Consider the following 21,714-nt stretch of genomic DNA (forward strand, 5'->3'; position numbering starts at 1 on the left):
GTGAACAATTTTTTGTCTGATGGCCACGATCTATTTTTTAATAATTAGCGTGAATGATACACCGCCCTGCTAGGCGGGCGCAGCATGCGGCGCCCCTACAGAGCACGGCGAACCTTTACGCACGGGCGCTGATGTTCTTTTTGAACGTAAGTACCCGGCTGCGGCTGGCGATCAGATCGACCTGGTAACCACGGAAATACAGACAAAACCGATTCAGGTTGGGCCCATCGTTGCTTTCAACCAATATCCGCCCGTCCCCCAGCGAACTCAGGGTGCCGGTTTGCACCGCCGGGCCGACCCCGATGTGGATCTGGTTGCCGCAAATTTCGAATGCGGTGCGATATTGTGGGTGATACCATTGCCCTTGAACCTGCTTGAGACAAACCGTTTCGCTAGCCACAGGCAGAAAGCGGCGTGCAACGTGGCCAACTTCACCTTCTACGGCTTCACCCGTCCACTTAAGGCGCATTGGTTGATGGGCCGAGAGCGATACCGCATAACCGTCTTCACTTTGATACAGCGGTTCGTTGGTGCCCAGATAAGCCACGTTGCCCCCTTTAACTTCCAACCAATAGGGTTCCGCCCGGGTGGCGTAGATGCCATCTGGGATCGCCGTGCTGCGTTGGGGCAGTGGTTCATTCAGCAGCGCCGCCATCACCTGTAAAATGATGGCAAAGCTGTCACAATCCTCACGGTTGGCGACCAGCAGGACACCCGCTTGCCGGTCTGGCGCTAGCAGAAAATAGGTCTTATAACCGGCATGAGAACCGCCATGGCCCAGCAATGTCTGGCTGCCAAGTGGCGTTTGCGCCAGCCCTAGTCCGTAATGGCTTATTTGACCCTGACTGAGCCGACGCGGGGCACTTAGCTGCGTCAGGATCCCTTTACCAGGGCCTTTATTGGCCAGCAGGCATTGTAACCAGCGGGTGAGGGCGTTGGCGCTCCCTGTCAGGCTGCCAGAGGCGGAGAGATGCAAACCGGCGCTGGTCTGCTGCCAACCGTTGCCCGTGTGCCAATAGCCTGGAGCTAGCCCAGGCACCACATCAAACCAGCTCTCGGGGGCTTGTAGCTGTACGTCCAGAGGGCGGGCCAGATGCTGCTGAACCAGATCATTAAAAGCGTATCCTTTAGTCTTCAACGCCGCCTCTACCAGACGATAGCCTGTATTGGTGTAGGTGATCTCACTGCCCGCCGGGTAGTTGAGCCGGGTTAAACCATGGATAAAATCCATCACTGGCTGGGCCTCACTGACGGTGTTGACCGAGACGCCAAGCAGCCCCAACGTTTGCCGAATATCAGGTAGCCCGCTGGTCATGTCCAAAGCCTGGCCTACCGTCACCTCCGCCAGTTGTCCCTGCAATTCGGGCAGTAGACTGCCAAGGCGCTCGTCAAGCTGCAGGGCGTTATCGGTGGCATTGAGCGCCAGCGCGGCAAAAATATGTTTGGTGATGGAGGTATAGCGCACCACGGTATCGGCAGTGAAAGGATCGCGGCGTGCCAGATCGGCCAGCCCAGCACACACCACCGCCTGGGTCATATCGGTGTCAAACAGGGTGATTGCCCCACCGGGTTGGCCTGCGGTTTGCCAGCCTGCCAACAGTTGAGCGGCGGCTGCCTGTGCGGCGCGCCAGTTTAGCGGGGTGTCAGACATAGTTTCCTCCTGAGATAACGAACGCCACACATCACCGTGGCCGACTACACACGAGTGTCTACCGCAGCCAGGATAAAGAAGTGGATGGCGGGTATGGCAAGGGTGGTCTTTCAATCCCTGATCTCTGGCTTGCAACGGGTGGGCATGGGATGAAAGAGGCCCAATTGTGGCGCAAGGCAAAAGTCACGGGCCGCTGTTTTGTGCGCTGTTCAGACCAGTGGGCAACCTTTCCATCAAAATTGGGATGCAGTGCTCAAATCGTCATGGAAGGGCGTGAAAGACAGGAGGGGATAATGGTGAGGTCAAGGTCAACTCCGGCGCAATAGCGGCACCGGAGTTGTGGCGGATTAGCGTTGTTGCTCGCCCCAGGCCAGCATGCTTTCTATCATCTGCTGCAACAGGCGTTGTAAAGGTGCGGCACGGGCGGCATCAAATTCAAATGTCTGCTCGGACATATAGTTCACCTGTGCCAGCTCCAGCTGCACCGCGTGCTGGTTTTCCTGCGGTTGACCATAGGCACGGGTGATGTAGCCCCCTTTAAAACGTCCGTTGAGCACGTGGCTGAACTGTTGCTGCTGCTGACAACAGGTGACCAGCCTGTCACTCAGTGAAGCTGGGCAGCTTTCCCCCCCGTTGGTGCCCAGGTTGAGATCGGGTAGTTTGCCGTCGAACAGGCGCGGGATCACGGAGGCGATCGAGTGGGCGTCAAACAGTAAGGCGTAACCGTGTTGGGCTTTTAGCCGTGCCAGCTCATTTTGTAGTTGCTGATGGTAGGGCTGCCAGATGTTTTGCAGGTATCCGGCCCTTTCTTCGTCCGAAGGGGCGGCGTCCGGAAGAAAACTGGGGCGGCCATCGAACAACACATCCGGAAACAGACCGGTGGTGGCAGTGGTGTAGAGCGGTTTGTCATCTGCCGGGCGGTTGAGGTCAATCACCAGGCGCGAATAGTTACCGACCAGGATGCTGGCCCCCATGGCACGGGCAAAATCGTACAGCCGTGGGATATGCCAGTCGGTGTCTTGCAGGGGGCGGGCCTCATCGGTTAGCCCTTTCTCAACCGCTGGCGTCAAGCGGGTGCCGGCATGGGGAATACTGATCAACAGCGGCAGTTGGCCGCTCTGGAACTCGAAAGGATCGCAAATCATTAACGGACTTCTCCTCGGAAAATCACCGTGCAGGGCAGTTGGCCGCCCAACCAGTAAGCCAGCTCTGCCGGGCGTGCCAGCGGCCAGTGAACAAAATCGGCCACTTTGCCCACTTCCAGCGAGCCGTGGGTTTCCTGCAGGCCCAAAGCCTTGGCGGCATGCAGCGTTACGCCAGCCAGCGCTTCTTCCGGCGTAAGACGGAACAGGGTGCAAGCCATATTAATCATCAGACGCAGCGATAGTGCGGGTGAGGTGCCTGGGTTGGCATCGCTGGCAATAGCCATCGCTACGCCGTGTTTGCGGAACAGCTCAACCGGTGGGCACTGCGTTTCGCGTAACAGGTAGTAGGCGCCCGGCAACAGCACCGCGACGGTTCCGGCTGCCGCCATCGCTATCGCATCTTGTTCGGTGGCATATTCCAGGTGATCGGCGGAAAGGGCATGATGCCGTGCCGCCAATGCGCTACCGCCGAGCGCAGAAAGCTGCTCCGCGTGCAGTTTTACCGGCAGGCCAGCAAGCTCAGCGGCCGCGAAAACCCTCTCAACCTGCTCAGGGGAGAAGGCCAGGTGTTCGCAAAACGCATCCACTGCATCTGCCAGGCCTGCAGCTGCGGCTTCAGGGATGATGGTATTGCACACCAGGTCAATATAGTCGTCGCTGCGCCCGGCATATTCCGGTGGCAGGGCATGAGCGGCCAGACAGGTGGTTTTCACCTCGACCGGCAATGTCGCGCCTAACTGACGTGCCACGCGCAACATTTTCAACTCGCTTGCCAGCGTTAAACCGTAGCCGGATTTTATTTCTACGCAGGTGACACCCTCGGCCAGCAATGGCCGCAGGCGGAACAGTGCTTGTTCCAGCAACAACTCTTCTTGTGCATCGCGCGTGGCCTTGACCGTGGAGATAATCCCACCGCCTTGAGCGGCAATCTCTGCGTAGCTCACCCCGTTCAGGCGTTGTTCAAACTCACCACTGCGGTTGCCGCCAAACACCAGGTGCGTGTGGCAATCCACCAGGCCAGGGGTGATGATGCCACCGTCAAGCTTCACCGTTTTGGTCGCGGCCAAGGCAGGCATGGCGGCCTGTTCACCCATCCAGACAATCTTGCCTGCACGCACGGCGATCGCACCGTTGCTGATGATGTGATACTTGCCGTCACGCATGGTGACGATATCGGCCCCGTGCCACAGGCTGTCGCAGTGGATCTCAGACGTCATGGTGTTCCCGCTCCCACATGGTTGTATATACAATTAAAAACAACCTAGCGCATTCGCCGGGCTGCGACAAGAGAGGGGGATAAAATTTGTTACCGAGATGTGATGAAACGCGAAAAAGGCAGGATTTAACGTCACTGGATTCGATCGTAGGGGCGCTGTACGCTGCGCCCACTTGGTAGTACGCTCGTTCTAACTCAAACCTGATTGGTAAAACGGCCAAACAGCTGATAGCGGCTGCCTGGATAGAGCAGGCGGGCGGAGGTCACCACCATTTTGCCAGACCAGGTGCGACGATGGATCAGCAGACCCGGCTCGTGGTCTTCCAATTGCAGCAGTTCGCGCTCCTGCTTGGTTGGCACCACGGCTTCAACAATATGTTCACCTGCGGTCAACGGAGCGGATTGGGTCAGGTAAATATAGGGCGTGACCCGATCGAAATCCTGCTGCATATAATCGGGGGCGGCCAGCGGGTTGACGCAGCGATCTTCCACCTGCACCGGCACGTCATTTTCATAATGCACAATCTGCGAGTAGAACAGCTGCTGGCCTGGCTGGATCCCCAATGCCGTCGCCTCCTCTGCGCTGGCGGGGCGGGCGGTCAACTGCAAAATTTTACTGCTGTGGTGGTGCCCTCGAGCGGCGATCTCATCGGCGATATTATGCACTTCCAGCAGCGCTGTGTGTGCCTTGGCCTCGGCCACGAAGGTGCCAACGCCCTGCATGCGGATCAAAAAGCCCTCGCTGGTCAATTCACGCAAGGCCCGGTTGATGGTCATGCGGCTGACGCCCAGCTCGCTGACCAGTTCACTTTCCGAGGGAACACGTTGGTGCGGCTGCCAGTGGCCCGCACGGATTTGGCTTACGATGGCCTGTTTGACCCGTTGATAGATCGGGGCGGGGGTTTCGCTCATTGCTGCAGCCAGTTGCAACACGGTCTGTTGATCTACCACGACGTTAACCTCGTCAAATAAAAAAATAATAACACCAGTTTACTGTTGATGTTGAAGATATGTATATGTATATACAAGTAAGCATCCGTTCACCAGATGAATGAAACTGGTTTACAAATTTTTTACCTGCGCGGCGTGATAGTCGTGCGTCCTTAGCCGTTACACCTACTTTGGAATACTGCTATGCCTGCTTATTTTGCCTCTCGCGCACTGCTTCCGACCGGTTGGGCCCATAACGTACGGCTCGATGTCGATGCGCACGGTCAATTGGCCCAAGTGACCCCCAATGCCGACCCTGACGGTTGCCTGCGCCTGCACGGCGATGTGGTGCCGGGCATGCCGAACCTGCACTCTCATGCCTTCCAGCGCGCGATGGCCGGGCTGGCAGAGGTGGCTGGCAACCCACAAGATAGCTTCTGGACCTGGCGCGATCTGATGTATCGCCTGGTTCAGCGCTTAACCCCGGAGCAGGTTGGGGTTATCGCCCGTCAACTGTATATCGAAATGCTCAAGGGCGGCTACACCCAGGTTGCCGAGTTCCATTATCTGCATCACACACCGGAAGGAAAAGCCTATGCCGACCGGGGCGAGATGACAGGGCGCCTCAGCGAGGCAGCGCTTCAGGCAGGCATTGGCATGACCCTATTGCCGGTGCTCTACAGTTACGCCGGGTTTGGTGCCCAGCCTGCGCAAGCGGGGCAGCGGCGCTTCATTCAGAGTGCGGAAAGCTACCTCGAACAACAACAGGTGATAGCTCGCCAACTGGCAGGTCAGCCATTGCAGAATCAGGGGTTATGTTTCCATTCGCTGCGGGCGGTTGAACTGGGGCAGATGCAGCAGATCCTGGCGGCCTCTGAACAGACCTTGCCGGTACATATTCATATCGCTGAGCAGCAAAAAGAGGTCAACGACTGCCTGGCCTGGAGCGGTCAACGCCCGGTGGCCTGGCTGTATGAACATTTACCGGTGGATAGCCGCTGGTGTCTGGTGCATGCTACTCATCTTGATCGTGAAGAGCTCGAGCAGATGGCTCGCAGCAAAGCGGTAGCCGGATTATGCCCGACTACCGAGGCCAATCTGGGTGACGGTATTTTCCCTGGCGACAGTTACCTGCATCACCAGGGGCGCTGGGGGATCGGTTCGGACAGCCACGTTTCCCTAAACGTGGTGGAAGAGTTACGCTGGTTTGAGTATGGGCAGCGGCTGCGCGATCAACGCCGTAACCGCCTGACCACGCCAGAGCAACCCGCCGTGGCAGACGTGCTCTATCAACAGGCATTACGGGGCGGTGCTCAGGCCTGTGGTACGGCAATTGGCAAGCTGGCGGTAGGCTATCGTGCGGACTGGCTGGTGCTGGATGGCGACGACCCGTATCTGGCATCTGCGCCTGATGCATCTATCCTTAACCGCTGGCTGTTTGCCGGGGGCAAAGAGCAGATCCGCGACGTATTTGTTGCCGGCCGACAGGTGATTGAGCAGGGGCGTCATGCGCTGCAACAGCAAAGCAGCGCAGAGTTCCTACAGGTGCTGAAAACGTTCCAACAGGAGGCGTAATGAAACTGAACCGTTTCGATTTTGCCGATCTGCCGGTCAGCCCTTGGCGTAATGGCGGCGGAGAAACACGCGAAATTACCTGCCAACCGCCGGGCAACGCCGAATTCGGCTGGCGCGCCAGCATTGCTACCATCGCGCAGGACGGACCTTTCTCGGCCTTTAACGGCATTGACCGTTCTATCACTTTGTTGGAAGGCGATGGCGTACATTTGTACAGCGAAGGCCTGATCGACCACCAGTTGCAGCGCATCGGTGAGCCGTTTGCCTTTCCCGGGGATGTGGCGCTAGAGGCCAGATTATTAGGTGGCAGCAGCCAGGACTTCAACATCATGACGCGGCGTGGCCACTACCAGGCACAGGTGCAACGCATTGCTGAAACCATCGGGCTATCATTACAACATGCTGGCGTGTTGTATGTGTTGCGAGGGGAATGGCAGTTGCCAGACGGCAGCTTGCTGGCAGCACGCCAGGGTTGCTGGTGGCTACCAGGGAATGGCCCGCTACGGCTGGTGGCTCAGGGCAATGATGCACGGGCCTTATGGGCCGATATCGTGCCTGCCACGCTGTTGTAGAGGCGCTGTAGGCCGCGCCTGCGTATTCTTTGTCACCAATCTGGACTATTCCGATTACTCTGCCAGGGCTGACGTGAGAATATAACACCAAGAGAGGCCGGGCTTGCATACCTTGGGCTCTTACAGGATCGCCAACCACTTCGGTTGGCGATTCACTTTCCCTCTTTCAGCATGTTGATCGCCGCACCGATCAGGATGCGCTGCTCAATATCGTGGCTTTCCGCCAGATGCTGCGCCAACTGCCTGGACAGGCTCTCCACCGACAATTCCTCGCCGCGATGACGCAACTGCATCACGCTGTCGCCAATCAATCGGGCAACCTCATCCCATACTGGTTTGATCTCCTGTTCCGAGAACTTCATCGTTAACCTCGGCTGGGTGATTTTTGCTCAATGTAGCAGTTGCCAACCGGCTGCGCTACCCGTCAGGCCACAGAGAAAATAAAACCGGAAGTATAAAAATCATCCCATCAGTGTTTCTTCTTGTTTTTATATTCAATACTGGATTGGTCAAATCAACGAGAGGGGCGTAACCATGAAACTGGTTGAACAATTAGCGGCTTATTATCAACTTAGCCGAGATGCTGAAGTGAAGAATCGCTGGTGCCGTTGGTGGCTACCGCAGGGAGAGGCCCGGATCGCCTATTTGCGTGAGCTGTTGGAACCCGTGGCCAAAGCGCCTCCTACCCGAGCGGGAGAGGCGGTTAATAGAATGCAGGATTAACCGAAGACGATAGCCGCCCAGCGCAATAACAGCAGGGCCAGACAGATCAGCACCAGGATCACAAACATTTTCCAGTGTTTGGTACGCATACGCTTGGTTGGCAATTCGGGGTTCCTTATTTTCCTTTAGACGCAGAGGTACCAACTACCCAGAGCGATCAGGGTGATGGCTATAACTGTGATGATTTTCAGTAAATCACTGAAGGTGTCATCGGGATCATGCTCTGCCTGGTTCATTTTACTGCCCTGGCAGGTTGGCTGCCATTAAGGACGTGTTGATCCACAGTATGAATGATGCACTGCGGTACGCACAGAACTTTACCGTAAAGTCAGGTAAAAAGCAGGGGCTGCGAGCCGGTGCAGCAACGTGATGGATGCAGACGTGAGGGAATACGGTGTAATATTGCTTGAGCACCTGTGACTCAATCAATAAAGGTAAAGCAATGGCCATTCCTGAAAAGTATGAAAATGTAGAACGTTGGGCGTTTGGTGATACCGAACAGCAGGCGGATGAGTTGGTAAAGCTGGTGCTGGATGGCGTCAAGACCGCCACCTGCTCCAATCTGGATGGCGAAGGTATTCCACAGCCTGGCGATGTCTTTGTGGTGGTGGACGGCAAGAATGAGCCGGTGTGTGCCATTGAGCTGACGACGGTGGATATGAGTACCTATGAGCAGGTGGATGCGGCTCATGCCCTGGCGGAAGGTGAAGGCGATCGCTCGCTGGATTACTGGCGTAAAGAGCACAAACGCTTCTTTGAAGAGTATGAACTATTCTCACCGGATATGACGCTGGTGTTGATGCATTTCAAGGTTATAGAAAAATTCTGAGTGATGTCACTGCCTGAAGTGCCCTATGTGTGCCAATGGGCGACGCCAGAGCTGGCTGCCGATCTGATTGCCGGGCGTGCCACGTTGGCGGATGATGCCAACTGGGGGCTGAGCGGGGCGGCCAGCCCGGAGGAATATGTCGAGTGGGCTAACCACGTATGCGGTATGGCCTGTCTGAAAATGGTGCTGACGCACCGGGACGGCACGGCACCGCCATTGCTGGCGCTGGCACGCCGCAGCTTGCCTTACGGGGCCTATGTGCGTGATGGCGAACGGATCAAAGGGCTGATTTATGCGCCTTTTGTGAAGTTTGTGCGTGAACAGTTTGCGCTAACGGCAGAGGTGCGAGTCAATCTCGATGAACATCAGTTGCCGCCGTTATTGGAGCAACACCGCTATTTTATCGCCTCGGTGCATCCGAGTATCCGGCAACCCGCGGTACAGCCGCCAGCGCGGGGTGGACATCTAGTGTTGGTGTTCGCTGCAGATCGGCATAGCCTTACCTTTCATAATCCTTCCGGTGATAGCCTCGTCAGCCGCCAGAAAGTGACAATGTCACTGGCGGATTTCGGCCGTTTCTTTGCCGGGCGCGGTATCGCCATCGCATAAAACAACGTGCCGTGCCCAATGGGAACACGGCGCGTCCTTTCTCCTGAATCTCTCTACTCCAGCCGCATCACCCAGGCATCCGCATGTCGATCGTAATGCTGTTTGTACAGCAGCGACTGCTGGCCATCCAGCATAGCCGGAATACTGGTGTGCTCGTCCCAACCGTCCAGCTGCATGCACAGGTCGGGGTCTGATTTGCAGGGGATCGCCAGGGTGCTTTTCCCTTCGGCGTGTTCAGATGCTGGCGTTAAATGCGCGTCATCAACCTCGAAGCTGCCTATTTTCACGACGGTTTTGCCCATTGGAACTCCTTGCTGAAGCTAGTGGTATGAGGTGTGACCAGTTGCGACCACCCACTAAGCATAGACAAACAGGCGAAAAAGTCACAAAAAAAGTAGCCATCGGCCCGCCTGACGCTGCTCGTAGCACTAGACCCAACCATTAATGCTTACTTGATTGCCACGATAAATATTAACGTTACTCACTATCGCACTTCTCAACCATTTTAAAGTCGAGGTGTGGCGTGATTTACTGGAGTAAAATTTGTTAATAATATGAAAAATGGTTTTTTATTCTTATTTCATTGAAAGCAGACAAATTCCGCTTAAGCTAAATTTATTAATCTATATTTAACCACGATAGCCTGTGTCATCAGGTTGTTAACGTCAGGGTTCGCTTGCAAAAAAACAGAACCCGGCTTGAGCGTCGTCCTTTGGCAGTTTTTGGCAGTGCGTGAGTCCACCAGAGAATTTCCATACGCAACCTGGTTGCATGAATACACATCGGTGTAAGTTGTTATTGGGAGTTATCATGGGCGAAAAAAAGAGTTTATCACTGGCCTTGCTGGCTGCTGCAACCTTGACGTTGGCTTCTGGTGTGCAGGCGGCGGGGACCTTGACAGGGCAAGTCGGTATTCAGTTAACGATCGGTAGCGGCTGTACCGTGGGTAATGGCGGCGCGACTGGCGGCACCAACCAATGGGGGACCTTGAACTTTGGCAGTTACTCCGACCTGACCAGCGTAATCAACGGTACGGTGTTTGGTGCCAATGGCTCCAGCGCGGTCACCATCACCTGTAGCACCGGCCTTAGCCCGACGCTGTCGCTCAATGGCGGTCTGGCGGCAACGGGCGCGCTGCGCGCCATGAGCTCCGGCGGTGACACCATTCCTTATCGCCTCTATTCTGATAGTGCGCGCACCACGGAAATCGCCATTAATACGCCGATTGCTTTAACGACAGGCACCACGGCGCAAAACATCCCGATTTATGGCCGCGTATTACCTGGCGACCAACTTAGTACCACACCAACCGCAGGGACTTACAACGATACCGTAGTCGCCACGCTTTCCTGGTAAGGCTGTTATTCCGTCGGGGGCGAATCAGCCCCTGGCTGGTTTTCTATACGGGAAGGAATGAGCATGGGGATCAGGGTATTGCTGCTGTTGCCTGCGATCTTGTCGCAGTCTTTGCTGCTCAACATTCCCTTAGGCCAGGCGGCGACGATCGGCATTGCGGCCACGTTGCTGCCCGCCTGTGAAGCGGGAACAACGACGTCTGGCAATACCAGCTTTGGCACGATGAATTTCGGCAATTTTGCCGCTGTGAACACTGTGATTAACGCGACCAGCGCCCAGTTGGCGGGTTCAATCCGTGTCAAATGCGTCAGTGGTCTGAGTTATAAAATCTTGCTGGATGGGGGCAGCAGCGGCGTGGTCACGAATCGCAAAATGGTAAATACCACCAATAGCTCGGCTAGCGTGTTGTACAACCTTTACACCAACCAACCCGGGGGGACGATTTGGGATAACACCACCGGGCTGAGTGACACGGGCAACGGAGCCGATCAATGGCACACCGTTTATGGTCGTGTTCCGGCGCAAACCACACCGGCAGCCGGTGTTTATCTGGATACGGTGAATGTCACCGTATCCTGGTAGCGGGGGCATTGATGCGCCATGTCTCCTTGATCCTGCTACCGTTGATGATGTGCGGTGCGCTACGTGCTGCCACGCCAACCACCACGACCTTTACCGTGACGGCAACCCTGACCAACGGCTGTGCTTTTGGCAGCTCATTTTCCAGCCCCACTTCCAACCTCGGCACCATCAATTTCGGCACCATGACGACCATTGCCAGTAATGTCGATACCGTGAGCACCGCCGGTGCCGGTTCGGTGGTGGTGACCTGCACGCCGGGAGCGACGGTCAGCATTGCCATGGATTACGGCATCCACGGGGGCAGTGCCACCCGCCGTTTTATGCAAAACAGCGCCAATAGCGACACGCTGGGTTATCAGCTGTTTCGCGATGCCAACCGTAGTCAGGTCTGGGGCAATGGCGCATTGGTGATGTCTATCCCCAGTTTTCCCAGTACCACACAAACTTACCCGGTTTATGCCCGGTTATACGCCGTGACCACACTGCCTTCGGCAGGAACTTATACCGATACGGTCACCGTAACATTAACTTATTGAATCATCAGGATATGAGCCATGTCGACCTTGTTTACCCGCATTATCAGCGCTGTAGTACTGAGTTACACCCTGTGTGCTTCAAGCACGGCACAAGCCGCCAGCTCGGTGCTGGTCTGGCCGGTGTATCAAATCATTGAGTCCGATCAGAACGGCTCGGCCTTATGGCTGGAAAATCGCGGGACAGAACCCGTTTCTCTCCAGGTGCGTGTGCTGGCATGGAAACAGGAAAATTTTAACGAGCGCTATGCCGATCAGAATAACGTGGTCGCCAGCCCACCTTTTGCCACCGTACCGCCGGGGCAACGCCAACTGATCAGGCTGATCCGCAATACACCGGTACCGGCCAATACCGAGCAGGCCTACCGCATCATCGTTGATGAAATCCCGTCGCCGATCAACGGCGCTGCCGGGGGGCAAAGTAAAGCGGTAGTAGGGTTGCAGTTACAGATGCGCTATCTGCTGCCGCTGTTTATGGATGGTGGCGGCTTGTGGACCAACGAACGTAGCGATATCAAACGCGATGCTGCTACGGCGACGCGCCCAGTGTTGCAATGGCACACGGTCAATGACGGTGGAAAAACCTATTTACAGGTTCGTAATAGCGGCATTGTGCATGCGCGGCTGAGTAATGTGTTCTGGTCAGAGAAAGGCAACCAACAGCAGGGCGTGAAAACCATGATCGCCGGTTTTATGGGCTACGTCTTGCCTGGGCAGTCGATGCGCTGGCCGGTTCCTGCCGGGGTTAGTCCTGGTGCGCAACTCAATGCGCAAATTGCCGATAACACCAAACCCATCGTCATTCCGCGCGGCGAATAGCGGCAGGAAGCGCGACGAATGCCGATCCGAGCCATTACTCGTCCCGGTCATCAGTATCCGCTGTATTGCCGAGGCGGTCTGTGCCTGCTTTGCCTGAGTACCTTCTGCGTTCAGGCGCAGGAATACTCATCATTGCCCGATGCCCCGCGTGCGGCACCGGTGATCACCAATGCGATGTTCTACCTGACCCTTGTCGTCAATGGCCAGAGCGACGGGCAGGTGGTTCCCGTGACTTATCGGGACAACGCGTATTACGTGGAGGCTGGCGTGCTGGCGAAGAACCACGTGCAGACCAATGGTCAGCAAGGGTTGATTAAGGTCGAGGAGTTGCCTGGGGTGAAGGTGAAATATGATTCTGCCGCCCAGCAGCTGATTTTCCAGGTACCGGATGCCTGGCTGCCAAAACAGGACGTCGGCGGCGGCAACCTGATGAATTACACGGTGGCGCAAAGCAGCACAGGTCTGCTGCTAAACTACGATTCCTATTATACCGATCCCCACGAAGGCTCCAGATCGGTTGCCACCTGGATGGAGCAGCGTTTGTTCAGCAACCTGGGGTTTATCAGTAATACCGGGACCTATCGCTACAATATCGACACCGTATCGGGCGAGGGTGGCAGTGCCGTACAAGACCGCTATCTGCGCTACGATACGTTCTGGCGTTATAGCGATGAACAAGATCTGATCAGCTATCAGCTTGGGGATTTTGTCAGCAACTCGCTTACCTGGAGTAATTCGGCCCGCATGGGGGGATTACGTATCAGCCGCAATTTTGCCCTGCGCCCGGATCTGGTGACTTATCCGTTACTGCAATATAGCGGTACCGCCGCAGTCCCCAGCACCGTGGATTTATTTCTCAACGGTTTTAAGGCTAGCAGCAATAACCTTAACTCCGGGCCATTTACCCTCACCAATGTGCCTTACATCAACGGTGCCGGTGAAGCGACGATCGTCACCACCGATGCGGTTGGGCGCCAGGTATCGACCACGGTGCCGTTTTATGTTTCCAACACCCTGCTGCGTAAAAACCTGAGCGACTTTGATGTGTCACTCGGCGCGGTGCGCCAGGATTATGGCATCTCTAATGGCGATTATTCAGATGCAGCCTTCAGCGGGATTTACCGCTATGGGCTGAGTAATTATCTGACGCTTTCTGGGCACAGCGAGGCCACACAAGGGCTGGCACTCGGCGGGTTAGGGGCCGATATCGCGGTGGGAACCTGGGGGACGCTGAGCCTGTCAGGAAGCCAGAGCAAGGCTAATCATCCGCCAGTGGCGACCAGCAACGTGGTGAACGACCAGATTGTCCGGCCGAATACGCCAGGTATGCCTGATCCCAATCAGGATATTGATAATCCGCTGGGCACTAACGTGACGGACAAAAAAGACGGTAGCCAGTACACGTTGGGCTACTCCTATAATTCGACGCTATTCAGTTTTTCGGCGCAGCGGGCCTCGCGCACCGTGGGCTATCAGGATCTCACGTCTTACACCAGCAATACCCGCCTGAGCCGTCAATCCGATCAGGCCACCTTCAGTGCTTCGCCGTTTGGTTCAAGTAATGGCACTTTGGGCTTGGGCTATTACGACGTACAGGCCTATGACAACTCGCATACCCGCCTGGTGAACCTCTCTTACAGCCGTGCCTTGTGGGGCCAGAGCAGCATGTTTGTCTCACTCAACAAAACGTTGGGGGATAACGGTTACAGTGCGCAGCTGCAATTTATTATTCCACTGGGCAGTGATGTCAGCCTCAATGCGGGGTTAGCACGTAACAATACTGGGCATTATCAGCAGCAGGTGGGGGCCAGCAAGGCCGCTCCCACGGATGGCGGCATGGGCTGGAACCTGGCTTACAGCGGCGGTGGCGATGCCTATCAACAGGCCGATGCCACCTGGAAAACCCGTTATGCCACGCTGCAAGGCGGCATCTTCGGCCCACAAGGGGAATATACCAACTGGGCAGACCTGAGCGGCTCAGTGGTGTTCATGGCCAACTCCTGGTTCCTGTCGGACAAGATCAACGACGCGTTTATCGTGGTGGATACTGACAGTTACGCCGGGGTTTCGGTACTGTACGAGAATCAGAAGATGGGCACCACCGACAGCAACGGGCATCTACTTATCCCCTCGATCAGTTCGTACTATCCGGCCAAGGTCGAGATCGACACGCTGCCGTTACCGGCGGACGTGGTGGCCAATCAGGTCAACAATCGCATTGCCGTTAAGCAAGGCAGCGGGATGGTGGTGAAATTCCCGGTACAAAAAGTCCTCTCGGCCAATATCACGTTGCATGACGCCGTCGGGCAACCGCTGAAACTGGGCACGTTGGTCACGGAACAAACCACGCAACAAACCACCGTTGTCGGCTATGACGGGCTGGTGTACTTCTCACATTTACAATCCCACGGCCAGTTAAGTATTCAGCAGGACGACCTCTCAATGTGCCGTGTGGATTTTGACCTGAACCCCAATTATCACAGCATTGAACAGGTTGGGCCGCTGGTCTGCCAAGGCAGTGCCGAAGAGAAAAAATCATGATTATGCAATTACGATGGATGCGGGCAGGATTGGCATTGCTGCTGTTAGCGGGGGTAATGCCGTTCGGTTGGGCGGGCTGCACGGCTCCGGCAACCGCGGGCAGCCTGGGCACGCAGAATTCCTTTGATGTCAGCAGTACCCCGTTAACCACCTCTGTCAGTAGCGGGCTGAAATGTACCGGCTCGCTGCTTAATCTTGGCGGCACTAACACTATCAAGGCCACCATCGGTACGACTTTACATCCATCTGGCACCCAGCCACGTTTATACAGTGCGGCGACCGGCCAGTATCTGCCATACAGTCTGTGCAAGGATGGAGGGTGTAGCACCCTATATAATCAGGGCAGCGTCATTACCTGGACCAGTACTACTGCACTGGATTTACTAGGTCTTTTTACCGCACCAAACAGCACGCTGCCGATTTTTATCCGGCCACAAATGAACTCTAACCTGGCTGCTGGCACTTATACTGATACTATCCCGATCTCTTGGGACTGGAACATCTGCTCGATTGCGCTTGGCCCCATTTGTGTCGCAGACTCCGGGAGTATAACGTCCGGCTCCAATATCAACCTGTCGCTGGTTGTCAGCAACTATTGCTACATCGACAGCGCGCCAAATGTTGGGTTCGGAAGCGCGGCGTTGCCGTCTGGCCTCACTACGGTAGTTTCCAATACCATCAGCGTACGTTGCACCCTCAGCGCCAGTTATTCGGTCAACCTGACCAGCAGCGTCGCCAGTTCGGGCCAATACAGGCAAATGGCGTCTACGGTAAACGGCACCACCAGCTATATTCAATATCAACTGTTCAAAGGGGATAGCACCGTTTGGACCGCTGCCACCAATAGCAACGCGACGGGCACGGGCACCTCGCAATCCTTCCCCTATACTGCTTCGGTTAATCTCTCGCAAAATAACCAGCCAGCGGGAAGTTATAGTGACACCGTAACGGTGACCGTGGCCTATTAAACGTTATTGATGGAAATCCAGTACTCCATCGCGCACCAGTTCGCGGGGCAGACTGTTTTTAATCCGGCTGCCAATCAGTTTGGCTAACCCTAGCGGCTGATGCTGATAAGTGACGATACACTCATTGCTCTGTGGGGGTTGCGAGGGGTAGAGATCGCGGCCATGAAACCACTCCTGAGCCAGTGCCGCATCGAGCTCAAAAGTCTGTGGGTTGCCACTGGCAGCCAAGGCGATCACTGCCTCATGCTGCCAGCGGAACCCTTTTGGGAAGCGTTCCGCCAACTTAAGGCCAATGCGTGAAAAACGCACTTTGCTGACTAAAGGTTCCAGCGCGGCGGGGAACAGCCAGATTTCTTTATCCCGCGCCCATAATTTACTGGTTTCATCCCAAACTAAACCCGAGGCTGCAGCCGCCTGCGCCACCAGCGAGGACTCCTGGGCCGAAAGTGGGGCGAAAGGGAACTTGCCCAACTTATAGCTTGGTTTGGCCAAAGCCGGAACGCTATGATTTTTGCGTAGCCGGGCGACGAAGAAGCCTTCACTGTCATAAATCTGTGGGAAAACGTGCAGGAAGCCTTCTGGTGTGAGGGCCAGTTGCGCCTGTGGAAACAGTTCGCCCAGTGGCTCAACGCTGACGGCGTTGCCATAGGTTGCCAACAGCTGATGTACCACCTGTTGATTTTCCTGGGCATTCAGCGTGCAGGTGGAGTAAACCATCACGCCGCCGGGGGCCAGGGCGTGGAAGGCGCTGTCGATCAGTTCCCATTGGGTTTGCGCGATGCTGGTTACGCTTTCTGGCGACCAGTTGCTCATGGCATCCGGATCTTTACGCACCACGCCTTCACCAGAGCAGGGCGCATCCAGCAGGATGGCGTCAAAGCTTTCCGGTAAGGCTGCGCCAAACACCCGGCCGTCGAAATGGGTCAGCGCCGTATTTTTGACGCCGCAGCGGCTGATGTTGGCATGCAACACCTTGACTCGGCTGGCCGAATATTCATTGGCGACAATGCCGCCCTGATTGCCCATCAACGCGGCGATCTGGGTGGTTTTGGAACCCGGCGCGGCGGCGACATCCAGCACCCGGCGCGGGGTTTCACGCCCGGCAAACAGGGCGCTCACCGGCAGCATGGAGCTGGCTTCCTGAATGTAGAACAGGCCGCTTAGATGCTCCGCCGCGCTACCCAGCCGTAATGCTTCGTCCTCGCGCTCGATCCAAAAGCCTTCGGGGCACCAGGGGATGGGTTCCAGCCGCCAGTCGTAGTCCTTTACCAGCGCCAGAAAGTCCGCAACGCTGATTTTCAGCGTGTTGACCCGCAGGCTACGCCGCAAGGGTTTCTGGCAAATAGCGATGAAGTCATCCATGGATAAATGGTCAGGCATGATGGCGCGAGTTGCGTCGAGAAAAGCAGGAGGCAAAAAAGCAGGGGCAGGTTTAGCCACAGGGAGCTCTCAGGGCGGAAAAAAATCGAAGGGGCTAGTTTACCATAAACAGCCTGCCTGAGAATACCGGCAAGTTTTGGTCAATGAGATGGATGGCAAAGCAGCAATGATAGGGATTATTTAGGTGGGCGCGGTGCGGTACCGCGAACTCGGCAGGGTTCAGAACAGTGAACCCTGCCGAGAGCTATCAGTTGTCCCTTGGGATGGCGGTGCCCCATTCGCGCCAATCTTTCGGCTCTTCCGCATTCAGCAGGAAGTGTTTGTTCGGCGTGGCTTTAGGGGCCAGCGGAATGCTAGGTGGGGTGGCAAAGGCAATACCGCCGCGAATAAACTGCTGGAAGGTACCGCTCTTGATCACGCCGCCCGTCAGGCCAAACTGCAGGTTATAGCCAGAGGCCAACCAGAAGACGGTGTTGTTACGCACCAGATGCTGGTATTTCTTGCTGACACGCAGTGAGACATGTACGCGATCTGACATCGCCCCCAGATAGAAACCGGTCACGGTGCCCACTTCAATGCCACGGAACAGGATCGGCGTGCCGATTTGCAGAGAACCAGTCTCAGCGGCGTCCAGGATCACGCTCAGGCCATCCAGGTAGCGGGAGTCGGTAATGCTGGCTTCCTGCAGTTCAAAAGTGCGCATTGCTCCGCCGTGGCCGGGTTCCACGTTGATATAGGGCTGCAACAAGGAGTCCAGATTATTGACCCCAGCGGCGGAAATCTCTGGTGAAACGATGGCGAAACGGCTGCCGAGGCGAGCAAAGGTTTTCACATACTCTGGGTACAATACCGCTTTCGCCAGCACCTCGTTACGCTCCGGTGCCAGTTTCAGTGATTCAAGCTGGCCGATATCAATGCCCAGATAGCGTATTGGCATGCCAGGGGACAGTTTGCTGGCATCATAGGTACGTAGCGTGATCTGGCTACCCACGGCGCGAGCGGCGGTTTCTGAGGCGTACAGCACACGTTTGGCCCCTTTATCCAGCGTAACGCCCTGCAGGTTATCAAAGCTGATGGCGCCTTTCAGCGCGCGGTTGAGCGGGGAAGCCTGCACCGTCAGGCCGCTGCCGTTCAATTGCACCTTGGCACCACCTTCCGCCCAAAAAATGCTTTCGCTGGTTAACAGCTTGCGGTATTCAGGGCTGATATAAACCTCAACGTCAAACTCGTTGGCCTTGGGCCGTACGTTGACAATCTCACCCACCTGGAACTTGCGGTATAACACCACCGAGCCGGCTTGCACATCTGGCAGGCTGGTGGCGGTAAGCGTCAAGGTGGGGAGTGGGTTGTTGCCGACGATGCCCTCGGCGGCTTTTTCCGCGTTGCTGTACAGCGGATACTTCGCGTCCGGTTCGCCTTTACCACCAGGGATCAGGCGTACGCCGCCGTCCAGCCACTCCTGGGCGCTGGCCCCCAACACCTGCACGCCGTCCAGCCCGAATTTGACGTCCACACGGCTGTTGACCACGAATTTACTGTCTTTGTGCAGCAAACTGCGGTGCTGTGCTTCGATCGCTGCCGTAAAGGTCACACCGCCGTCGGTCAGGGTACGGGTCAGGATCTGGCCGACCTTGATACCATGCACGATTAATGGCTGCCCAACGTCGATGCCGTAGCTTTGCGGGGCATTCAGGGTGACCGTCACCACGCCAGGCTGTTGCAGCAGCGTTTTACTGCTGTCCAACACGGTAAAGTGCTGCTGAGGTTCACCTTCACCCGGCACCAATTCCAGGGTGTTGCCGGTTAACAGCTGGCTCAGCTTGGCGTCGTTAAGGCTGATTTTTGGGCTGCGCATCTCGATACGCGTGCCGCTACGCATCAGATCGACCACCGAAGGATCGATAGTGAGTTCGCCGGTGACCTTGCTATCCTGTTGCAGAGCCAGACGAGTCAAGGTGCCGACCTGCAATCCTTGATACATCAGCGGTGTGTGTCCCTCGCTCAGGCTGTTGCCGTCGGGCAGGTCTAGCGAGATGTTAACCCCACGCTGGCTACGGGCCAGATCCGGATACAGCGCATAGTTTTGATCGGCCTTGGCCTGCTTGCCGTCGAGCGGGGAGTCAAAGGCTATCGCACCATTGACCAACGCTGCCAGGCTCTCCATCTGCACGCTGGCCCCGGACAGGCTGAAATCGCCTTTAAAACCGGAAACGTTCCAGAAGCGGGTGTTATCCTTTACCAGATTGGCAAAGCGGCGGTCGATCAGCACGTCGATGATCACGCCCTTGTTACCCGGCGAAATAGTGTAGTCATACACTTTACCGACCGGGATCTTGCGATAATAGACCAGCGACCCGGTGTTCAGGGAACCGAGGTCGTCTGCTTGCAGGTGGATCATCAGCTCGCCGGTATTCAGGCGGTATTTCGGCTGCGTATCCAGCGCGGTGAAGTGGGTTTGCGGTTTGCCACGGCCCGGCATCATGCCGATGTAGTTACCACCGACCAGCGCATCCAGGCCGGAAACCCCAGCCAATGAGGCTTTAGGCGTGACCAGCCAGAATTGAGTGCCTTCCCGCAGTGAGTCTTCCAGATCGCTCTTGATACTGGCTTCAACCACGATACTACGCAGATCCTTGCTCAGCGAAATGCTTTGCACGGTCCCCACTTCCACACCCTGGTAACGTACCGGCGTACGGCCAGCGACAATACCTGCCGCAGACTGGAAGTCTATGGTGACGCTATTGCCGCTCTCTTGGTAATTGGTATAGACCAGCCACCCGGCAATCAGCAGGGCGATAAACGGCAGTAACCAGAATGGCGAGATACGGCGCTTGTTTTTGACCCGCGCCTCAGTCGGCGTATTCGGCGTTTCCTGTTGCATGTGCATCCCAAATCAATCGGCTGTCCAGCCACTGTACGGCAAGGATAGTTAAAATAACCGCAGACCCAAAGTAAAAAGCTGCTGGCCCCATAGTAAAAGATAACAGTTGGTCGCGATTGATCAGCGACATCATCAACGAGATCACGAACAGATCGAGCATCGACCAGCGGCCAACCCAGGTGACCAGCCGGAGCAGCCGGATGCGGGTTTTGAGGCTGTGTGACGTTTTGAAATGAATGCTGAACAGCAGCACCAGCAGCACGATCACCTTGGTAAAGGGGACCAGGACGCTGGCGATAAATACGATGGCGGCGATCGGCATATTACCCGAGTTGGCCAGCGAAACGACGCCGCTGAAAATGGTATCTTCCATACGCGCGCCGTTGGCGTAAACCACCGAAATTGGCAGCAGGTTGGCGGGGATCAGCAGCACCATGGCGGCAATCAGCGCGGCCCAGGTTTTTTGCAGGCTGTAAGGCTGGCGATGGCACATCGGCACATGACAGCGGGGGCAGCGGCCACGCTCATCCTGAAAACCGGTAAAATGACAGGCTAGGCAGACGTGTAACGCCTCTGGTTTGCCCTCTGGCTGTTCCTGCGGATAGTAGCGTTCCCACATCTGCTCCAGGTTCATGTGGATCAGCGTCAGCAGGCTGAGCAGGGTCAGTGCCAGATAGGCAATCAGGGCGCTGCCGGGTTCAATATCTGCATATTCCTTGACCTTGATCGCCGCGACCACCATGCCGATCAGGTAAATATCGAGCATGATCCACTCTTTCAGACGCTCCAGCATCAGCAGCACTGGCCGCAGGTTCATGCCGAGCGCATGGCCAAACCACAGGTACAGCAATGACAGTGATAGCGTCAGCGGCGCGCCGATGGTGCAGAAGGCGACCATACTGGCAGTAAACGGATCCCCCTGGCTGCTCATTTGCCAGATGCCTTCCAACAGGCTAGCGTTAATCTTCGTGCCGAGCAGGCGAATGCTGATCAACGGCTCGCTAAAGGCAAAGGGCATCAGCAACAGCATGGTGACGGCTACGGCGGTCAGGCGAGTCATTGACCAATCGCGGCCATTCACCACCTTGGCGTTGCAGCGTGGGCAGTAGGCGGCCTGATTGCGGGTTAACGACGGCAACGTGAACAGCAAATCGCATTCACAACAGCGTTGGTGGCGAGCCTTGGTGAGCGGGCCGGTAATGGCGAGTATCTTCATCATGAGTGCTGTTTGGCGACCTGAGGTCTACTTAGCGTAGCTGGAAAACCAACCCGTCAATGCTATCAACCGGTAAAAAGGGATTGGCATCGCAGGTTACAAATGATTTTTAGACGGCAAACATACCCTGTTGTACCGTGTTTTGTGAAGCAACAGATGATTAACCTTGTGGCTATACGCATTTAATG

At 56.1% G+C, this 21,714-nt stretch carries 21 protein-coding genes; 11 read left to right on the forward strand and 10 right to left on the reverse strand.

Going from position 1 to position 21,714, the window contains the following annotated elements:
• Window positions 1-115 precede the first annotated feature (115 nt).
• From IMQ33_RS03905 to hutC, 4 genes are all read right to left on the reverse strand, one after another.
• Window positions 116-1,651, reverse strand: a complete 1,536-nt coding sequence (locus IMQ33_RS03905; RefSeq protein ID WP_196062958.1) for a serine hydrolase — start codon at window positions 1,649-1,651, stop codon at window positions 116-118.
• Between the two features lie 347 nt (window positions 1,652-1,998).
• On the reverse strand, window positions 1,999-2,796 hold the full coding sequence (gene hutG, locus IMQ33_RS03910; protein WP_196062957.1) for an N-formylglutamate deformylase: 798 nt from the start codon (window positions 2,794-2,796) through the stop codon (window positions 1,999-2,001).
• Complete coding sequence (gene hutI, locus IMQ33_RS03915; protein WP_065685966.1) at window positions 2,796-4,013, reverse strand: imidazolonepropionase; 1,218 nt, start codon at window positions 4,011-4,013, stop codon at window positions 2,796-2,798. Before hutI ends, hutG begins: the two co-directional genes overlap by 1 nt.
• A gap of 194 nt (window positions 4,014-4,207) precedes the next feature.
• Window positions 4,208-4,963 carry a histidine utilization repressor gene (gene hutC / locus IMQ33_RS03920; RefSeq protein WP_065685967.1) on the reverse strand — a complete coding sequence of 252 codons (756 nt, stop codon included), beginning with the start codon at window positions 4,961-4,963 and terminating at the stop codon, window positions 4,208-4,210.
• Window positions 4,964-5,146: 183 nt separating this feature from the next.
• Here hutC and IMQ33_RS03925 point away from each other — a divergent pair, with 183 nt between their 5' ends.
• Together IMQ33_RS03925 and IMQ33_RS03930 are read left to right on the forward strand one after the other, a co-directional pair.
• Window positions 5,147-6,517: a formimidoylglutamate deiminase gene (locus IMQ33_RS03925; RefSeq protein WP_065685968.1), complete on the forward strand. Its 1,371-nt coding sequence runs from the start codon at window positions 5,147-5,149 to the stop codon at window positions 6,515-6,517.
• Window positions 6,517-7,089 carry a HutD family protein gene (locus IMQ33_RS03930; RefSeq protein WP_065685969.1) on the forward strand — a complete coding sequence of 191 codons (573 nt, stop codon included), beginning with the start codon at window positions 6,517-6,519 and terminating at the stop codon, window positions 7,087-7,089. Before IMQ33_RS03925 ends, IMQ33_RS03930 begins: the two co-directional genes overlap by 1 nt.
• A gap of 152 nt (window positions 7,090-7,241) precedes the next feature.
• Here IMQ33_RS03930 and IMQ33_RS03935 read toward each other — a convergent pair whose 3' ends face one another.
• Window positions 7,242-7,451, reverse strand: a complete 210-nt coding sequence (locus IMQ33_RS03935; protein WP_021804636.1) for a DUF2767 family protein — start codon at window positions 7,449-7,451, stop codon at window positions 7,242-7,244.
• Window positions 7,452-7,623: 172 nt separating this feature from the next.
• On the opposite strand from IMQ33_RS03935, the gene IMQ33_RS03940 reads away from it, so the two are divergent.
• Window positions 7,624-7,812, forward strand: coding sequence for a hypothetical protein (locus IMQ33_RS03940; protein ID WP_161740277.1), 189 nt, complete (start codon window positions 7,624-7,626; stop codon window positions 7,810-7,812).
• Here the strand turns inward: IMQ33_RS03940 and yniD are convergent.
• Entirely contained in the window at window positions 7,809-7,916 is a 108-nt protein-coding gene (yniD, locus tag IMQ33_RS26065) for a small membrane protein YniD (RefSeq protein ID WP_223499378.1), read from the reverse strand. The genes IMQ33_RS03940 and yniD overlap by 4 nt on opposite strands.
• Window positions 7,917-8,254: 338 nt before the next feature.
• On the opposite strand from yniD, the gene IMQ33_RS03945 reads away from it, so the two are divergent.
• Both IMQ33_RS03945 and IMQ33_RS03950 read left to right on the forward strand, forming a co-directional pair.
• The gene (locus tag IMQ33_RS03945; protein ID WP_021178228.1) at window positions 8,255-8,641 is read left to right on the forward strand and encodes an ASCH domain-containing protein; all 387 of its coding nucleotides are present in this window, start codon (window positions 8,255-8,257) and stop codon (window positions 8,639-8,641) included.
• A gap of 3 nt (window positions 8,642-8,644) precedes the next feature.
• Window positions 8,645-9,250 carry a hypothetical protein gene (locus tag IMQ33_RS03950; RefSeq protein WP_161712002.1) on the forward strand — a complete coding sequence of 202 codons (606 nt, stop codon included), beginning with the start codon at window positions 8,645-8,647 and terminating at the stop codon, window positions 9,248-9,250.
• A gap of 53 nt (window positions 9,251-9,303) precedes the next feature.
• Here IMQ33_RS03950 and IMQ33_RS03955 read toward each other — a convergent pair whose 3' ends face one another.
• Window positions 9,304-9,552 carry a DUF1480 family protein gene (locus tag IMQ33_RS03955; protein ID WP_021178226.1) on the reverse strand — a complete coding sequence of 83 codons (249 nt, stop codon included), beginning with the start codon at window positions 9,550-9,552 and terminating at the stop codon, window positions 9,304-9,306.
• A gap of 508 nt (window positions 9,553-10,060) precedes the next feature.
• Here IMQ33_RS03955 and IMQ33_RS03960 point away from each other — a divergent pair.
• From IMQ33_RS03960 to IMQ33_RS03985, 6 genes are all read left to right on the forward strand, one after another.
• Window positions 10,061-10,606, forward strand: coding sequence for a spore coat U domain-containing protein (locus tag IMQ33_RS03960; RefSeq protein WP_173409410.1), 546 nt, complete (start codon window positions 10,061-10,063; stop codon window positions 10,604-10,606).
• 63 nt (window positions 10,607-10,669) lie between these two features.
• A complete protein-coding gene (locus IMQ33_RS03965) occupies window positions 10,670-11,188 on the forward strand; it encodes a spore coat U domain-containing protein (protein ID WP_065685973.1) in 519 nt (172 codons plus the stop codon).
• An 11-nt stretch (window positions 11,189-11,199) separates the two neighbouring features.
• On the forward strand, window positions 11,200-11,724 hold the full coding sequence (locus IMQ33_RS03970) for a spore coat U domain-containing protein (RefSeq protein ID WP_065685974.1): 525 nt from the start codon (window positions 11,200-11,202) through the stop codon (window positions 11,722-11,724).
• A gap of 18 nt (window positions 11,725-11,742) precedes the next feature.
• Window positions 11,743-12,540: a molecular chaperone gene (locus IMQ33_RS03975; protein ID WP_065685975.1), complete on the forward strand. Its 798-nt coding sequence runs from the start codon at window positions 11,743-11,745 to the stop codon at window positions 12,538-12,540.
• 18 nt (window positions 12,541-12,558) lie between these two features.
• Window positions 12,559-15,081 carry a fimbria/pilus outer membrane usher protein gene (locus IMQ33_RS03980; protein ID WP_196062497.1) on the forward strand — a complete coding sequence of 841 codons (2,523 nt, stop codon included), beginning with the start codon at window positions 12,559-12,561 and terminating at the stop codon, window positions 15,079-15,081.
• On the forward strand, window positions 15,078-16,049 hold the full coding sequence (locus IMQ33_RS03985) for a spore coat protein U domain-containing protein (RefSeq protein WP_065685977.1): 972 nt from the start codon (window positions 15,078-15,080) through the stop codon (window positions 16,047-16,049). The genes IMQ33_RS03980 and IMQ33_RS03985 overlap by 4 nt, the downstream gene beginning before the upstream one ends.
• Before the next feature lie 3 nt (window positions 16,050-16,052).
• Here the strand turns inward: IMQ33_RS03985 and rsmF are convergent, their stop codons facing one another.
• From rsmF to yebS, 3 genes are all read right to left on the reverse strand, one after another.
• Window positions 16,053-17,489 (reverse strand): 16S rRNA (cytosine(1407)-C(5))-methyltransferase RsmF, encoded by a 1,437-nt coding sequence (gene rsmF, locus IMQ33_RS03990; protein WP_196062498.1) that lies wholly within the window; start codon window positions 17,487-17,489, stop codon window positions 16,053-16,055.
• 187 nt (window positions 17,490-17,676) lie between these two features.
• Complete coding sequence (locus tag IMQ33_RS03995; protein WP_196062499.1) at window positions 17,677-20,310, reverse strand: PqiB family protein; 2,634 nt, start codon at window positions 20,308-20,310, stop codon at window positions 17,677-17,679.
• Window positions 20,279-21,526 carry a membrane integrity lipid transport subunit YebS gene (gene yebS, locus IMQ33_RS04000; RefSeq protein WP_065686211.1) on the reverse strand — a complete coding sequence of 416 codons (1,248 nt, stop codon included), beginning with the start codon at window positions 21,524-21,526 and terminating at the stop codon, window positions 20,279-20,281. Before yebS ends, IMQ33_RS03995 begins: the two co-directional genes overlap by 32 nt.
• Window positions 21,527-21,714: the final 188 nt, after the last annotated feature.

It is taken from the genome of Serratia sp. Res13-Sevr-LER1-36-b, assembly GCF_015673035.1.
Lineage (GTDB): Bacteria > Pseudomonadota > Gammaproteobacteria > Enterobacterales > Enterobacteriaceae > Chania > Chania fonticola_C.